Consider the following 16,348-nt stretch of genomic DNA (forward strand, 5'->3'; position numbering starts at 1 on the left):
GATGCTCCGTCCGTCGGGCAGCAGTTCGCCGGTGTCGTCGAAGACGATGACACCGTTGCAGAGCAGACCCCAACCCTGCTCTGGGTGGTAGGCCACCAGACGCGCCGCGTCATGATCGATGGCGTCTGCGGATGGACAGGGTGGCTGGTGCCGGCACATGGTCTCGGTCCTTTGAATCCTCGTGTGAACGATCTGATCTCTCCTGCTGGCCGGGCGGTGTCGAGCCGGTCGATGGTGGTCGTGACCGCGGTCAGGGTGGCGGCCCCTCGCATCTCTGTCATTGGGGAGCCCTCCATTTCAGGAAGTCAGGAAAGAGGATGTGAATCGCTCCGGATTCGGTGGAGACTTTTGGTGTGCTCCGGTTTCGGTGGAGGTCTCCACCGAAACCGGAGCGATTCAGACCTACCACGTACGATGTGGCGCACAGGCTCTGACGTCTGACTGGGGTGCCGCCGCTTCGTCTCTGTCATCTTGATGAGCTGAAGCGTGGAAGCTGCAGCATGAGCTGAGCGCCTCCCATATCAGAGGCCCGGACGGTCAGGGTGCCGTTGTGAGCGCGTGCGATGCCCTGGGCGATCGCCAGTCCAAGCCCAGCCCCGCCGAGCTGGCGGCTGCGAGCGCTATCGGTCCGAGAAAAGCGGCCGAATACCCTGTCGCGCTCCTCGGCGGGTATGCCTGGCCCGTCATCGTCAACGGTGACGACGACCTTGTCCTCCTCGCTGCGGACCGTCACCTGCACTGCCGATCTTCCGTGTCGCTGCGCGTTGTCCAGCAGGTTGCCCAGCAAACGGGCAAGATCGCCTATCATGCCATCCACGATCAAGCCCTGCTCCAGATTCAGGTGAATGGGTAGGCCGTCGGCTCGCTTACCGACCTCGTCCACAACGAAGTCGGCCAAGTCGAAGATCACAGGCACGTCATTGGCGCCGACGTCCAGCCTTACGAGCACGAGCAGGTCGCTGATGATGTCCTGGATTCGGTCCACCTGCCGCAAGGTGTGGCGGATGAGCTCGCAAAGATCTGTCTGGCTGGGATGCATCCGCGCCTCCTCAAGGCGCAGTCGGAGCCCTGTGAGAGGGGTACGCAGTTCGTGTGAGGCATCGGTGACGAATTGCCGCTGCTGTGCGTGCACTTGCTCCACCATGTTGCTCATGAGGCTAGCGATGTCGCAGTTAGCGCAAGTTGTAGTCATAGGGTCCTCCCCTGAGCACGGCTTTCAGCAGAAGCCCGGTGAATGCTGTCTCAGAGACCGGTAAGGACATTTTTCCTACCGGGGTGAGTTTCCCTCGTTGTCCAGATACCTGTGCCGAGCGAACTGCGATAAGCAGGGCGCCGGTATCCGAGCGACTCCAGCGAAGAATGGGCCTGAACCCGATGCCGTCAAGCGACCTCGTTGGAGAGGCGGTTCTCCACTAGGGCTAGCTGTACACCCTCAGCCTTGGTCGGGGCCGAACAGGCAGCAGCCAGAGCGATCCTGCTGCCGCCGGTCTGCTCGATCCCGAGCTCTATACTTCTGCACGTATCAAGCACAGCATGCGCTAATTCGCGCAGTCAATACGCGCGAGCGTGCATCACGGATTGCACGGAGATGAGGCAGGGATGCACCTCAGCCCTGCGCCGTAGGAGCTTCGCTCGCCGGCGGCGAGCTCATCGTCGGTGAGGATCATCGCAAGCTCTGAAAGCTGGCAGACATGGGCGAGGGCCCGGTGGCCGAACTTGGAGCTGTCGGCCACGAGTACAGCACGGTCAGCGGCGGCGATCATCGCTTGCTTGACCGGCACCTCAATGAGGTTGATGTTGGTGATGCCCGCCTGCGGATGGACCGCCTCGGCTCCGATGAATGCCCAGTCGACGTGCAGGCGGGTAAGGCTGTCGACGGCAAGGGGCCCGACGAGGGTATAGACGGTGTCGACCAGGAAGCCGCCGGTGACGTGCAGGCGGTTCGTCGGATGCCCGGCCGTGCGCACACCCACCATCAGGTCATTGGTGACCACTGTGAGGTTGCGCTTTCCCCACAGCGCACAGGCTATCTGGTACATCGTCGAACCACTGTCGACGATCACGCACTGCCCGTCGTCGACCAGCTCGGCCGCCGCCTGGGCAAGTGCCTTCTTGACCGATACGCGCTCCACGCGCCGCACATTGTAAGGAACGTCGATCGCCTCAGCCGGACTGGCTGGCAGCAGCCCGCCTCGGGTGCGTTTGATCAGACCAGCTCGCTCGAGATGGGCCAGATCTCGGCGGATCGTCGAGCTATCCACACACAGCTCGCGAGCGAGCCCCTTGACGCTGACATACCCTTCAGCCTGCACGCGCTCGAGCAGTACCCTTCGGCGATCCGTTGAGGACATCAGGCCTCCCTTCGAAAGCGTGCATTTATCGCCGCACGCTTTCGTGCATTGACACCGCATTCCGTGCGATACAAGCTCCTGGAACATCATAGTTGAGCGCATTCGCGCATGCGCTTCGTGCGCTGGCGCTTGACACGCAGAACGGCCGAAAGAGAGGCCGAGCGATGACCTATTCATCCTCGCCCGACAGCCCGCAAACCTCACACCCCGCGAGATCTGGAGGCCTGCGGCCTGACGCCGTCGGACTCGTCGGGCTGACGGTCCTTGGCGCGGTGATGATGTCACCGGCGATGGGGATCTATGGCACATGGGGCCCAATGGAGGGCATGGTTGGGCAGATTGTCCCACTTGTCTTCCTGGCCGCATTGATCATCTCATTGCCCAATGCGCTCAGCTACATCATCGTCAACCGAGAGATGCCCTCCACCGGCGCGGCCTTCACCTGGACGTGGCGAACGTCGAGTCCGATCGCCGGACTGCTGGTGGGCCTGGTGGCAATCGCGTACTACATCACTCAAGTGATCCTGCAGCCGCTGCTGTTCGGTCTCTTCTTCAATGACCTACTGCGGGCTGTCGGAGTGGAAACAGGGACCTGGACCCTGCTGTTCGGAGCCGCACTCGTCACCGTCGTCGTCTGCATGATGACCTACCGAGGCATCCAGGCATCGACCAAGTCAGCGGTCACCTTCCTGATCATCGAGACGGCGGTACTGCTCGCTCTGTGTGCGACGATCCTCATCACGCGAGGAATCGATCACGAACTCAGTCTGAGCCCGTTCCTGGTCTCCGAGGGGCAGGGTGGCTTGCCGGCGTTCTGGACCGCGGTGCTCCTGGGCGTCTTGTCCTTCACCGGCTTCGACGTCATCTCCACCCTAGCGGAGGAAGCACACACACCCAGGCGCCTTCTCCCCAAGGCCACGCTGCTGGCCGTCAGCCTCGTGGGCTTGGTGTGGGTCTTCGCGACCTGGGCATTCGCGCTCTCCGAGCCCCCGTCGACCGTGAGCAAGTACAACGCCATGGGGTTGACCGCGGTAACGCCCATGGCCCGCGACTACTGGGGATGGGGTCACATATTGATCATCATCACTGCGATGACAGCCTTGACCGGCATTTATGTGGCGACGGTGCTGGGCGCCTCGCGGATGATCTACGCGATCGCGCGACAGGACCTGCTTCCCAGCCCGCTGGCACGCCTCCACCCCCGTTCACGCGTACCTCACAACGCCATGACGCTGGTCTACCTGGTGAGCGCATCCGGCGCCGGCGGGATGCTCGTCCTCCTTGGGAACGCCGTGGACGCATTCGTCTGGTGGTCCCAGGTCGTCGTATTCCTCGCCCTCATCCTCTACAGCGCTGTCAACCTTGCCAATCTGCTGTTCTTCGCCAGGATCGCGCGGGCGCGCAGGCGCTGGCTCAGTAATGCGATCCTCCCGGTGGCGGGCATCGTCCTCAATCTCTACGTCATCTACCGCAGTTTCTTCCTGGCGCTGTGGGACTCAGACTTTCGTCTGGGGAAAAGCGTGGTCATCGCCGCGCTCGCCACGCTGGCGATATTCGTTGCCTACGCGGTTGTCGTCAGGCTACGCGCGCCCGGTCGGCTGCGAGGGGATCCAATCACCGACTGAGGCCCGGTAACACAACGCAGAGGACCCTGACATGTCCAGAATCAGCATCATCGGCAACGTGGGACTCGACATCATCGCCTCCTCCGTTGATCGCCTGCCTCCTCCGGGAACAGAGGTAGTGATCGACAGTATAAGTGTGCGTCCCGGCGGCGGGGCGGGGAACACCGCCATGGCCCTGGCTGCCCTCGGCGTGCGGCACGAACTCTACGGATCGCTCGGCGACGACGCCGTTGCGGCCTTGGTCACCGACCTGCTTGAGCGGGCCGGCGCCGATTGCTCTCATATCCTTCGAACCCCGAAGAGCCCTACATCCGCCACCATCGCCGTCGAGAGCCAGTTCCGCGACCGGGGATTCCTGACAGTGGAAGGACATCTGCGGCACTTCGACCGGAACATCCTTCCCGACGATGCCCTGACCGCCGACTTCGTGCTCTTGACGGGGTACTTCACCACGCCAGCCCTGCACGGGCAGCCCACCGAGGACATGTTGCGCGCGGTCAAGGCCAACGACGGGTGTACCCTTTTCGACCCGGGATCAGACCCGGATGGATGGAAACCGGGCACTGTTGACCGGCTGCGATCCTTGCTCCCACACGTGGACGTCTTCCTGCCGAATGCGCAGGAGCTGTCCGTCATCGGTGGCCACTCGGATCCATGGGCAGCGGCCAGAGCCCTTCACGCATCATCGGGCGGTTGGATCATCGCCAAGCTTGGCCCCGCAGGCTGCATAGGTGTTGGCCCCGGAGAGGAATTCGCTGTCCCCGCGCGAGCGCTACCGTCCACTGAGACGACGGGTGCCGGCGACTGCTTCAACGCGGGGCTGCTCTATGGCTTGGCGAATCATATGTCGTGGGTCCAGGGCGCTCGACTGGCCACAATCATCGCGACCGAGACAACCGTTCGCCCATCACATGACCGGCACGTTCGCCGATCGGACCTAGCAAATCTCTTTCGACAGCACACAGACGAATTTGGATAATCTCACGGCCTCGGGTGCACCACCGCTTGATGCACCCGTGCTGCCTGCCTCCTGCACGCCGCCGATGAACGGGCTTGACCGCAGGGATCGCACTCGATCGGCTGGGGCTCGCCCCAGGGCAGACGTTGGCCGTCACCGGACCAGCAAGGTCCTTCGCCGGCTAGGTGATCCAACGGGCCAAGGCTGATGGCATACGGTGATCGTGGACGCCTTGGCCGCCGACGGGACCTGATTCGCGAGCTCGGAGCCGGTGCAGTGGCCCGTCGCGGCGACGATGTCGCCGACCGGTTTCAGGCAATTGTCACCGGCGGAGTCGACGGGGCGTTGCGGGACGAACTGGTGGCGCCCGGAGTCCGGGACGGCGGCCAGATGGTGGGTGCCCAACTCCCGGGCCTGGGATGCGGAGACCCGCTTCACCCTGCATCGTGTGCGCGTCCCGGACCACGCCAAAGACACCGCCATGCCTGGATCGCCTGCGTAAGCAGGCCGAGCAGGGCGTGCTCACATTTGCGGGTGGCCGACGTGCCACCCGCCCGAGCATGCGGCCGATGCGCATCGCCGGTTCGAAGCCAGAGGTGTCCGCGGCCGAGGTGTGGGTCAGGCGTCTGGCTCGGACACGCCACCACACGGGCGCGGCGCGACGGCCACGTCGACGGAGTCCCTTCCCCAGGACGTGTTGAACTACGGGGCTTCCTGAAGGGCGGGGCCTCAACCGTCGATGTGCGCGCGCTCCAGGGTGAGGGAGAAGGTGGCCCTCGCACATCCTGAACTCGTCGCTGTCCAGCACGCAGCCGAAACCCGAGCATCGAAACGAAGGAGAAACCGAATGCAAGAATGCTCAGGGAACCAGATGGGGCCCCGGCTTCGATCGCGGCGATGGCTATCCGATGGCTTTCGCCGACAGCCTCACCACGGTGGCATCCGCGCAAGCGGCCAGCTGCTCAGTTAATCTACAAGGTCGTGGGTGCCCGGCAGCTCGTCTATGTCCACGACTCCAATTGGAATTGGTGCGGCAGGAGGAGAAAGGGTAATCATGTCCTGCTCGATATGTGTGCGACGGCCTTGACCTCCACCAGGTTGGCTGAGCGTCGCCACCCCTTTCTGGTGATGCCGAGGCCCCGCTCCTGCGCAACCGAGGCGAGCTGCTCTGAGGCGGGACGCGGTGGCGGTCATGGTGCTCATCGCAGTGCCCGGATCGCGACGGGCGGACCATAGCAGCACGATCGCGCCGCCACCGGCCACACCCTTTTACCAGGAGAGTCGCTGCCCAGTTCCTGATCGTGAACGAGGGACCCGGCGCAGTCGCCGGGTCTACCGAACTGTCCGGGGCGACCCCGCAAGACACCGCATAAAGGTAATCCTCAGAGAGAGCGGGCTATCTTGACGAATTCGGTGGCCCGGGCCGGGTCCACGGCATTCCAGGTGTAGCCGTCGATCTTGAGGTCGCTGCCGACGATGCAGCCGTCCGCGACGGAGAGGAACTCTCGGATGGTACCCCGCTTGGCGCCGGTATTGAGAAGGACCGGAACGTCAGCCGGCACCGCCTCACGCACGGCCTGCACGGTGGACAGGTCGGGGCCTGCTCCTGCCATGGGACCGGACACCAGGATCGCGTCGGCGAGACTGGAGATGACAGCTGAACGAGCTGTTTCCGGGGCCTGGCGATTTCCGATGGGCGAGGCGAACTCGGGTGTGATGTTCATGAAGATCCCGAGGCCGTCTGCGTGGAGCCGACGGCGTTCACGTAGCGTGTGCGCAGGGTTGGTGTTCCAGAGTCCCATGTCGGATTCCCACACGCCGGTGGTCACCTCACGGATGAATGAGGCTTCACAAGCGATGGCGGCGGCGAGTGCGATGCGCGGGTCCCACAGGAAGTCGACGCCGAAGGCAATCCCTTCGGGGCGGCATTCGGCGACGACGCGGGCCATGACCGCCGCGGATTCGGGTCCGGCGTTCAGCTCGTAGGGGCGGTCGTTCTCGTTGCAGAAGAGGATCGCATCGAAGCCGGCGTCGACCAGGACCGCCACATCCTGGCGGACACGGCGGATCAGGCCGGAGATGCCTTCCTTCTCGTCGTACAGCGGGGTTCCGGGGAGCGCCGGCACGTGGGCCATGGCGATGAGGGGCTTCGTTCCCGGTCCGAAGATGGCGTGAAACCTGGAAGTCACGACAGGGGTCCTTTCGAAGAGCAGTCGCGGACTTGGCCGGCGACGGTCGCGATGATCGCGGCGGATTCGGTGACGTAACGGTCGTCGGACGCTTGTTTCGGCGGTACGACGTGCAGCGTGGTGTGGCACGAATCGGCCCAGTCGCGGGCGATATCCAGCGGATGCAGCGGGTCGTGCCGGGTTCCGATGACCGCGACAGGCGCCCGGATGCGCTGGAGATCGGCCAGGTCGGCGAAGGGGGCGGACATGGGCATCCGCGCGAGCCGAACGTGCCGCGCGGCTGCGTGCGGGGCGGCGAACTGGTCCATCAGGCTGTTCGCAACGGTCTCGGATTCCCGGCGTATGGCCTGGTAGACGGCGGATCGGGCGAATTCCGCAGCGGCGGCGGCATTGTCGCGCGTGGCGAGAAGGTCGGCAATGACCCTGAACGCGCGCAGGTTGCCGGGGTCGGGCCGGTCCTCCCAGGCGGGCCTGATGAAGACGAGCCCACCGAACAGCTGGGGCTCCTGGATCGCCAGCGCGGCCAGGACTCCGGCACCCATGGAGATGCCGACGCCGACGAGCGGCCGGGGGATGGAGCGGGCGGTCAGCAGCGCCGCGAGGTCGGCGCTGAACTGCTGGAAGGTGAAGTCGCCCGCGTCTCCGGTCAGCGTGGTCTTGCCGTGGCCGCGCAGGTCCGGCAGCAGCACATCGTAGGGGAGCCTGGTCAGATGGGGGAGGAAGGCGTCGAACTGTGTGGTGTCGCCGCCCAGGCCGTGCACCAGCACGATGGTGCCGGCAGTCGGCGCGCTTGCAGGTATATGTGTCACCTGGGCTGCTTGGACGTAGCTGTCTGCGGACGAGAGCGTGCTCACGGATCTCTCCGTGTTCGACCTGCGGCGTCGAGCTGTTCGCGGAGGTAGGTCCCGGCTCGGGCGGCGTCGTGGTCGGCGGTGTCCTGGATGATGATGGGTACCGGATGGTCGAGTTGGAGAGCGCGGTCGCAGATGAGCGAGTGGTCGAGGTCACCGCGGCCCAGCGGTGCGGGCCCGGCGGCGGTGAGGTCCTTGGCCTGCAGGCCGATGATGTGCTCGCCGAGCAGGTCGAAGGCTTCGTCGAAGATGTCGCGCTGGTGGTCGAGGGTTCGCGCCGTGACGAGGTTGGCGGGGTCGAGGACGATGCCGACGTGGCGGGCGTCCGCTCCGAGTTCGGTGATGAGCCGCAGGGCGCGTTCGGCGGAGTCGATGACGTTGGTTGGTTCCGGTTCGATGCCGAGTGTGACACCCGCCTCGGCGGCGGCTTCCAGGAGGGTGTCGAGGGTGGTGCGCAGGTCGGCCCAGGCTGCGGGGGATCGATTGTCCGGGTGGTCTGCCCACATGTTGTCGGCGTTGCGCGTTCCGCTGCACAGCGTCACCGCGGTGACCTCGAGCGCGGGTGAGAGTCTGATCAGCCGTGCCGCGTCATGGGTTTGCTCGGCGCGGCGGGCCTGATCGGGGTTGATGATGTTGTAGGTGGCCGACAGCCCCCACAGGCTGACTCCTGCGTCACGGAAGGTCTGCCCCACGGAGGCGACGGTCGCAGCGGAGACATCCGGTGCGAGAGTTGGCGTTGCGACCGCGGAGAAGTTGAACTGGGCGAGGGTGAAGCCGGCCGCCGCGACGGCGTCCGCGACCTCGGCGGCGGTGTCGCGGGGGAACGTGCGGGCGAAGACGCCGACCTCGGGGAGCGCCGCCCCTTGCGGCTCGCGGAGTGTCATCGATGGTCCTCAGGCTGGCCGGCGGCGTCCCGGATCGCCTCGATGATCTTGAGGGCTTCGATGCCATCGCCGGCGGTGGGGTCGGCACTTCTGCCCAGGAGGATGGCCTGGGCGAAGGACTCGACCTGGCGCTCGTACGGGTCGCTGTCGCCGAACACCGGTTCGGAGTAGGTCTGGGTGGCCTCGTCGAAGGTCCTGACGGTGCTGGGCTGCTTGGTGAAGGGGAAGGGGCAGCGCAGCCGGACATGACCGCGGTCGCCGTAGAGGTCGAAACCTTCGGACCATTCGGCATGGACGCTGGCCGTCACCTCCAGGCTCACCGCGGCTCCGTCGTGCAGGCGGCCCAGGGCATGCCAGCTGTAGTCCCGCTCGTTGGTGGACAGAACCGCGCTGTGGATCTCGTAATCGCCCGCCAGGTAACGCAGCAGGTCGACGGTGTGGATGCCATGGGTAGCCAGCAGATGCTCGGCTCGGTGGGCCGCCTTGTACTCCAGCTCGCGTGACTGCACGGCGGGGTCGACGATCAACGGAGGGAAGAGGGTCGCTTCGATCGGCGCGCGTAGCCGTGACATCACGCGGTACCAGCCGACGACGCTGCGCAGAGGGCCGATCTTGGCGACCGCTTCGGCGGCGTACTGCACGCCGGGGTCAAACCGCTTCATACTCGCCACCTGCAGCTCGAGGCCCGTCAAAGCGGCCAGGTCTCGCACCTGTTCGGCCTCGGCGATGGTGCCGGCGATGGGCTTCTCGATGAGGACGTGTTTGCCGGCCCGCAGCGCGAGTTGCGCTACTTCGGCATGGAATCGGTCGGGGATCGCGATCAGTACGGCGTCGACACCCGCGTCGAGCAAGTCGTCAAGCCGGGAAAAGGCTCTCGCGCTGTAGCGCCGGGCCATGGCCTCCGCCACCGCGACGCTCGCGTCGCACACTGCCGTGAGCTCGACGTTCTCGGCTTTCGCGATGGCCGGCAGATGAGCGGCTTGGGAGATGCGTCCGCATCCGATGACGCCGAGACGAATGTGTTGGGACACGATGTGGGCTGTCTCCTCGGGTATGTGGCCCACTGCGCGCTGTGGCTGTATGCGAGCGCGGTGGGCGTCACCAGCGACCGGTCTTGGTCAGCGTGAACACCACATCATGCACGGAAGCGTGCGTCAATAAGGCAGATGCGTGCACTTTCGGCTGCACGCATCATGATCGTCTGCGTTCCCGGAGGTCACTACCCCTCTGCAGGTGTGTCGGCGTGTCCGGTGGCTACGGGAGCCATGCGCAGCCGGGATCCATAGTGCGCGCGCTCGTCGTCGGCGATCCCGTCGTCCGTGATGAACAAGGAGATGGCGTCAAGAGAGCACACCGGCGCCAGGGCCCGCTTGCCGAATCTGGGGCTGGCGGCGATGACGGCGACCCGTTCGGCGGCGTTGACCATGGCGCGCTTCACCGGGAGTTCGACCATGTTGATGTTCGTGATACCGGCCTCGTGATGTACCGCCTCGGCACCGAGGAATGCCCAGTCCGCGTGCAGGCCTTCGAGCTCCGTCACTGTGGATGGGCCGACCAGCGTGTACGCCGTGTCGATGGGAGATCCGCCCGTCACATGTACGCGGATCGTGGGGTCGTTGGCGAGACATACGGCGATCATCAGATCGTTGGTGACGACGAAGATCGCCTTCTTCTGCCGGCGCAGTGCCAGAGCAAGCTGGTAAGCCGTCGAACCGCTGTCCAGGATCACGGACTGGCCGTTCTCGACAAGATCGGCCGCTGCCTCGGCGATGGCGGCCTTCTCCGCCAGATCCGCTGTACGCCGCACGTCGTAGGGCACGTCGATGGCGGCGGCCGGCTCGGCCGGGAGCAGTCCGCCGCGCGTGCGTCTGATGAGTCCCGCCCGCTCCAGGTGCGCCAGGTCGCGGCGGATGGTGGAGCCGTCGACGCCGAACTGGCGTGCCAGCCCGCCCGTCGCCACGTAACCGGTTGCCCGAAGCTGTTCGAGCAAGGCACGCCGACGAGCCGCAGACTGCATGACCTTCTCCCTACGTGCACCCAGAAATGCACACAATGTAGCACTTGACGCACATTATCCGCCGACTGCATGCTGCGATGCACGCAATCGTGCATAACGCCTGCACCACCTGGCCAGTGCCCTGGCATCGGTCGTGGGCCGGCGGAACGGGAGGTCGCATGGCTGACGTGTTCGCGATCGGTGTCGATCTCGGCGGCAGCAAAATCGCCGCGGGACTCGTGGACGAGCGCGGCCTCGTACATCGCCGGATGTCTCTTCCTACACCCCACGGACAGGGGCCATCGGCGATCATCGGCCTGATCGCCGACACGTGCCGCACTCTTGGCGCCGGAGCCGCAGGCTCGCACCTGCCGATCGGTATCGGCAGCCCGGGCGTGATCGACTCCCGTCGCGGGTCCGTCGTCACCGCTACGGACACCATGCCCGGCTGGGCTGGAACCGAGCTCGCCGACGATCTCGGCCGGGCTTCGGGAAGATACGTCGTCGTCGACAACGACGTCAACGCCTTCGCCCTGGGGGAGCACCGCTACGGAGCCGGCCGCGGCGCATCCGACGTGTTGTATGCCAGCGTCGGAACGAGTGTCGGCGGCGGACTCGTGCTCCACGGCCGCCTGTTGACCGGCGCTCATCACGGCGCGGGCGAACTCGGTCACGTCCCGGTCTCCGCAGCGGGCGGCGATGCCTGTAGTTGCGGACGGACAGGACATCTGGAGACCGTCGCCTCCGGCCCGGCGATGGCTGCCGCGTACGCCCGGCTGACCCGCCGCAACCCCCCTCTCGACCTGCGGCACGTGGCCGAACGTGCACGTCGCGGCGATACCGCCGCGATCACTGTGCTCAACCAAGGGGCCGAAGCTCTGGGCAGAACCCTGGCCGGGCTGGCCACGGTCATCGACCCGCAACGGGTCGTGGTCGGCGGCGGCGTCTCCCAGATCGGCCCAGCCTATTGGGCGCCACTGCGCGATGCCTTCCACGGGAGCGGCCTGCCAAGCACGACGGCGGTCGACATCGTCCCCGCAGCCCTCGGCATCGATGCCGGCATCGCCGGCGCAGCCGCCCTCACCCGGCAGCACCCCCGTAACTGAACAGGAGAAACAGATGAAGAAGCAGAGTGCCATCCCCTTGCTCGCCGCAGCCGCGGCATCGGTTCTGCTCACCGCGTGCAGCGGCGGCACCGGATCCGGCAATGTCTCACCCGCGGGCAGCGATGCCGGCGTCAAGGAACTGAAGGTCGTCATCGCGGAATACAGCAAGGACCACACGAAGACGTTCTGGGACGCCTTCGCCAAGGAATACCAGACCCGGACCGGCATCAAGATCAATCTGCAGATCATCGGCTGGGACAACATCGACCAGCAGACCAGCACCATGATTCAGAACGGCAGCCCGCCGGACATCCTCAACCTCAACGCCTACGCCAGCTACGCCAAGGACGGGCTGCTCTACAACTCCGACGAGGTACTGCCCGCCGCGACCAAGGCCGATCTCATCGACGCCTTCGTCAAGAGCGGAACCTACAACGGCAAGATGTACGGCTTCCCCGACCTCGCGTCCAGTCGAGCGATGTTCTACAACAAGGACCTGTTCCGGCGGGCCGGTATCACGGCACCTCCGACCACCTGGACGGAGTTCGTGTCGGCGGCCGAGAAGATCACCGCCATCGGTGACGGAACAGTCGGCTACGCCCTGCCTCTCGGTCCCGAAGAGGCGCAAGCGGAGTTCTCCATCTGGGCCTTCAACAACGGCGGTGCCTGGAAAACCGACGGCAACTGGACGATCAACTCGGCCAGGAACGTCGAAACACTGCAGTTCCTCAAGGACCTGTCGACCAAAAACCGGGTCACACAGAACAACCCCGGCAAGACGAACCGCACCGACGGCGCCTTCTCACTCTTCTCCTCGGGCAAAGCCGGCATGGTCGTCGGGCTCTCGCAGTTCGCCACCAGCCTGGACCAGGACAAGAAGATCAACTACGGGGTGGCGGCCATGCCGACCAAGGACGGCGGCCCGCCCCAGACCTACGGCGTCACGGACTACCTGATGGCCTTCAAGAAGGCCGGGAACCAGGACGCCGTCAAGAAGTTCTACGAGCTGTACTACCAGCCCGACCAGGTGAACACCTGGATCAAAGCCGAAGGCTTCCTCCCGGTGACCAAATCGGGACTCAAGGCATTCGCCTCCGACGCCGGCCTCAAGGTCTACCTGGACACCCTGCCCAACATCCACCTGACCCCCACAGACGACCCCACGTGGGACAAGATCAAGATCGCGGTACAGCAGAACATCGGAACCGCGGTCGCCCCGAGCGGCAACCCCGCCGCCGTGCTGGGCGACCTGCAGAAGCTGGCCAAGTCCGGTGGCTGAGCCAGGCCAGGCCTCACGCACAACGGATCGGCCGAAGGAGCACCGGGCGCCGCCCGCCCGCCGGCGCCGACCTCGGCCCCGAGGTCGCGTATCACCGCTCAGATCGGTTCTCTGGCTGGGACCGGCGCTGCTGCTCATCGGCGGCGTCGTCCTCTACCCCGCCTACGAGCTGGTCCGGGCATCGCTGTCGCGCTACTCGATCACCGGACTGCATCTCGGCGACGCGGGAGCCGCCAACTACGCGCATGTCCTCCAGCAGCCGGCTCTGCCCACCGTCCTGGCCAACACCGTGGTCTGGGTCCTGGGCGTCGTCGCCCTCACCATCGTCATCAGCCTGGCCCTCGCCCAGTTCCTCGCCAAGGAGTTCAGTGGCCGGCGCTTCGTACGGTGGGCCGTCATCGTGCCGTGGGCCGCCTCGCTGGTGATCACCGGCCGACTCTTCACGTTGATCTACGACTACTACCACGGCATCCTCAACCGGCTGCTGATGGGCGCACGTATCATCGACCGCCCGATCGACTTCCTCGGCGACGATCGCTGGACGATGCCGTCCATGATCGCCGTCGGGGTCTTCGTCTCCATCCCGTTCAGCACGTACGTGCTGCTGGCCGGGCTCAACACCATCCCCCGCGACGTGTACGAGGCCGCCCACATCGACGGGGCGGGCGCGTGGAGGATCTACCGCAGAATCACGCTGCCGCTGCTGCGCCCGGCCCTGATCGTCACGATCGTCCTCAACGTCATCTACCTCTTCAACTCCTTCCCCGTCATCTGGACACTCAACGACCGCAACCCCGGCTTCACCCACGACACGACCATCACCTTCATGTACAAGCTGGCCTTCAAGAGCGCCGAACGCGACATCGGCCAGTCCGCCGCCGCCGGGGTCTTCAACGTGCTGCTGATCCTCGTCGTGGTCGTGGCCTACCTTCGTATCGTCAAATGGCAGGAGACCGAGGCATGACGGCCGCGCCCACAGCCCCGCCGGCGAGAGGAGGGTGGAAGAGGGCCCGCCGCTATGTGCTCGCCGTCACCGGGTTCGCCGTCGCCGTCGCCTTCCTCGGCCCCTACCTGGTCATGATCCTTGATTCGCTGCGCCCGAGCGCGGACGTGCTGCAGACACCGCCGACCCTCTTTCCCCGCAACTGGACATTCGCGGCCTACACGGACATAGCCACCGACGCACGCTTTCGCAACTGGCTCAAGACCTCCCTCATCGTCGCCGCCGCGTCCACCGCCATCGTGCTCCTGGCCGCCGTCCCGGCCGCCTACTTCACGGCCCGCCACCGCTTCCCCGGCCGCGGCGCGTTCCTTTTCACAGTGCTGGTCACACAGATGTTCTCGCCGGCGTCCCTGGTCGTCGGGATCTACCGCGAGTACTTCGAGGTCAACCTCATCAACACCTATTTCGCGATCATCGTGACCAACGCCGCCTTCAATTTGGCGTTCGCGATCTGGATCCTCCACGGGTTCTTCGCCTCGGTCCCGCAGGAGGTGGAGGAAGCCGCAGAGCTCGACGGCTGCGGCCGCCCAGCGACACTTCTCCGCGTCATGCTGCCGCTGGTCCTGCCCGGCGTGGTGACCGCGATCACCTTCACCTTCATCGCGGCATGGAACGAGTACGTGGTAGCCCTCACGCTCATGCAGGACGACGACAAGAAGCCGCTGACGGTCGGACTCAGCTCGTACGTCACCGGCTACGAGCAACACTGGGACCAGCTCTTCGCCGCCTCCGTCATCGCGATCGTGCCGGTCGTCATCCTGTTCGCCATGATCGAGAAACACCTCGTCGGCGGCCTGACCGCAGGCGCGATCAAATAGCCAGCCGGGCGACCACCCACGAAGGAGCATTCATGCAGAAGATCTTCGCCCGCCGCGCGATCGTGGACGGCCGAGAATGGGCTGCGACGGCCCTGACCATCGAAAACGGCGCCTTCACCGAAGTACGCCACTCCGCCGATCCGGCAGAAGCGGATGTGGTACTGGAAGACGGAACCCTGATCCCGGGCCTGATCGACCTCCAGGTCAACGGCTACCATGGCATCGACTTCTCGCACGCAGACCCCGCCGGCTGGCAGCACATCGCACAGCGGCTGCCAGAGACAGGCGTGACCTCCTTCGCTGCGGCGTTCGTGAGCGCGCCCGTACCGGACCTGACGCAAGCCCTCGGCCGGTGCCACACGGCGATGAACACGCCGTCGAGCACTCCGCGGGCCCGCCTGCTCGGCGCCCACGTCGAAGGACCGTTTCTCTCCCCGGCGCACGCGGGCGCCCACAACCCCAGCTTCTTCTGCGATCCCGAACCGGAACAAATCAGCGCTCTTCTCAACGCCGCACCGACCGGAACCCTGGCAGCGATCACGCTCGCGCCCGAAAGGGTCTCAGCGCTCACAGCCATCGAAGAACTCGCCTCGGCAGGCGTCCTGGTCTCGCTCGGGCACACCGACGCGACCGCGGCGCAAACCCATGCCGCCATCGACGCAGGCGCACGATGCGTCACCCACCTGTACAGCGCGCAACGCCCGTTTCATCACCGCGACCCCGGAGTGATCGGCCAAACCCTGGTCGACCCCCGAGTGTCCTTCAGCCTCGTCCTCGACGGCCACCACCTCAGTCCTCAGGCCGCGCAGCTGGCCTTCGCCACGGGGGCCTCACGCCTGGTCCTGGTAACGGACGCCGTGGCCGCAGCGGGCACAACGCCAGGCCGGTACCAACTCGGCAACCAGACCATCCACACGACGGCAGACCGCCCACCCACCTCAGCCAACGGGGCCTTCGCCGGCTCCACGCTGCGACTGGACCGCGCGCTCGCCAACGCAGTCCGGCTGGGCCTGCCACTTCCCGACGCGGTGACCGCCGCCGCAACGCGCCCGGCCGACCTGCTTGCCCGCCCTGACCTGGGCCGCATCGCGGTCGGCGCGCAGGCCGACCTGGTCTGGCTGGATGAGGACCTCACCGCGAGGGCAGCCTGGATCGGCGGCGAATTGGCGTTCGGCACCCCTCTGCGCCCCCGCCGATTCGACCCCCCGAGCAGGCAGCACGGTGAGGCCGACGCCGAAGCACATCCCGGCTGATTCCAGACACGACAAGCGCTGGACCCCGGACAAGC

General features: G+C 65.7%; 15 protein-coding genes. 7 read left to right on the plus strand and 8 right to left on the minus strand.

Features of this window, described 5'->3' with window-relative positions; translation table 11 throughout:
- From AB0C30_RS57675 to AB0C30_RS57685, 3 genes are all read right to left on the minus strand, one after another.
- Positions 1–159: DUF5999 family protein (locus AB0C30_RS57675; RefSeq protein ID WP_357961664.1), on the minus strand; the 159-nt coding region annotated here is incomplete at its 3' end.
- Positions 160–466: 307 nt separating this feature from the next.
- On the minus strand, positions 467–1,153 hold the full coding sequence (locus tag AB0C30_RS57680) for a HAMP domain-containing sensor histidine kinase (protein ID WP_357961560.1): 687 nt from the start codon (positions 1,151–1,153) through the stop codon (positions 467–469).
- A 418-nt stretch (positions 1,154–1,571) separates the two neighbouring features.
- Positions 1,572–2,351 (minus strand): DeoR/GlpR family DNA-binding transcription regulator, encoded by a 780-nt coding sequence (locus tag AB0C30_RS57685; protein WP_357961563.1) that lies wholly within the window; start codon positions 2,349–2,351, stop codon positions 1,572–1,574.
- 164 nt (positions 2,352–2,515) lie between these two features.
- On the opposite strand from AB0C30_RS57685, the gene AB0C30_RS57690 reads away from it, so the two are divergent.
- Both AB0C30_RS57690 and AB0C30_RS57695 read left to right on the plus strand, forming a co-directional pair.
- Positions 2,516–3,976, plus strand: coding sequence for an APC family permease (locus AB0C30_RS57690; protein ID WP_357961566.1), 1,461 nt, complete (start codon positions 2,516–2,518; stop codon positions 3,974–3,976).
- Between the two features lie 31 nt (positions 3,977–4,007).
- Complete coding sequence (locus tag AB0C30_RS57695) at positions 4,008–4,955, plus strand: carbohydrate kinase family protein (RefSeq protein WP_357961570.1); 948 nt, start codon at positions 4,008–4,010, stop codon at positions 4,953–4,955.
- 1,361 nt (positions 4,956–6,316) lie between these two features.
- On the opposite strand, the gene AB0C30_RS57700 is transcribed toward AB0C30_RS57695, so the two are convergent.
- The 5 genes from AB0C30_RS57700 to AB0C30_RS57720 form a co-directional block, all read right to left on the minus strand.
- Positions 6,317–7,123 (minus strand): BtpA/SgcQ family protein, encoded by an 807-nt coding sequence (locus AB0C30_RS57700; protein WP_357961572.1) that lies wholly within the window; start codon positions 7,121–7,123, stop codon positions 6,317–6,319.
- On the minus strand, positions 7,120–7,977 hold the full coding sequence (locus AB0C30_RS57705; protein ID WP_357961575.1) for an alpha/beta hydrolase: 858 nt from the start codon (positions 7,975–7,977) through the stop codon (positions 7,120–7,122). The genes AB0C30_RS57700 and AB0C30_RS57705 overlap by 4 nt, the downstream gene beginning before the upstream one ends.
- Positions 7,974–8,858: a sugar phosphate isomerase/epimerase family protein gene (locus AB0C30_RS57710; RefSeq protein WP_357961580.1), complete on the minus strand. Its 885-nt coding sequence runs from the start codon at positions 8,856–8,858 to the stop codon at positions 7,974–7,976. Before AB0C30_RS57710 ends, AB0C30_RS57705 begins: the two co-directional genes overlap by 4 nt.
- Positions 8,855–9,889 (minus strand): Gfo/Idh/MocA family oxidoreductase, encoded by a 1,035-nt coding sequence (locus AB0C30_RS57715; protein WP_357961583.1) that lies wholly within the window; start codon positions 9,887–9,889, stop codon positions 8,855–8,857. The genes AB0C30_RS57710 and AB0C30_RS57715 overlap by 4 nt, the downstream gene beginning before the upstream one ends.
- 188 nt (positions 9,890–10,077) lie before the next feature.
- On the minus strand, positions 10,078–10,875 hold the full coding sequence (locus AB0C30_RS57720) for a DeoR/GlpR family DNA-binding transcription regulator (RefSeq protein WP_357961586.1): 798 nt from the start codon (positions 10,873–10,875) through the stop codon (positions 10,078–10,080).
- 158 nt (positions 10,876–11,033) lie between these two features.
- On the opposite strand from AB0C30_RS57720, the gene AB0C30_RS57725 reads away from it, so the two are divergent.
- Genes AB0C30_RS57725 through nagA form a run of 5 tightly spaced genes read left to right on the plus strand, consistent with a single transcriptional unit; the run spans position 11,034 to position 16,313 of the window.
- Positions 11,034–11,960: an ROK family protein gene (locus tag AB0C30_RS57725; protein ID WP_357961589.1), complete on the plus strand. Its 927-nt coding sequence runs from the start codon at positions 11,034–11,036 to the stop codon at positions 11,958–11,960.
- Between the two features lie 13 nt (positions 11,961–11,973).
- Entirely contained in the window at positions 11,974–13,239 is a 1,266-nt protein-coding gene (locus AB0C30_RS57730) for an extracellular solute-binding protein (protein WP_357961592.1), read from the plus strand.
- A complete protein-coding gene (locus AB0C30_RS57735) occupies positions 13,232–14,203 on the plus strand; it encodes a sugar ABC transporter permease (RefSeq protein WP_357961595.1) in 972 nt (323 codons plus the stop codon). The genes AB0C30_RS57730 and AB0C30_RS57735 overlap by 8 nt, the downstream gene beginning before the upstream one ends.
- Complete coding sequence (locus AB0C30_RS57740) at positions 14,200–15,060, plus strand: carbohydrate ABC transporter permease (protein ID WP_357961597.1); 861 nt, start codon at positions 14,200–14,202, stop codon at positions 15,058–15,060. The genes AB0C30_RS57735 and AB0C30_RS57740 overlap by 4 nt, the downstream gene beginning before the upstream one ends.
- A 32-nt stretch (positions 15,061–15,092) precedes the next feature.
- Positions 15,093–16,313 carry an N-acetylglucosamine-6-phosphate deacetylase gene (gene nagA / locus AB0C30_RS57745; protein ID WP_357961600.1) on the plus strand — a complete coding sequence of 407 codons (1,221 nt, stop codon included), beginning with the start codon at positions 15,093–15,095 and terminating at the stop codon, positions 16,311–16,313.
- Positions 16,314–16,348 lie beyond the last annotated feature (35 nt).

It is taken from the genome of Nonomuraea sp. NPDC048901, from assembly GCF_040649695.1.
GTDB lineage: Bacteria > Actinomycetota > Actinomycetes > Streptosporangiales > Streptosporangiaceae > Nonomuraea.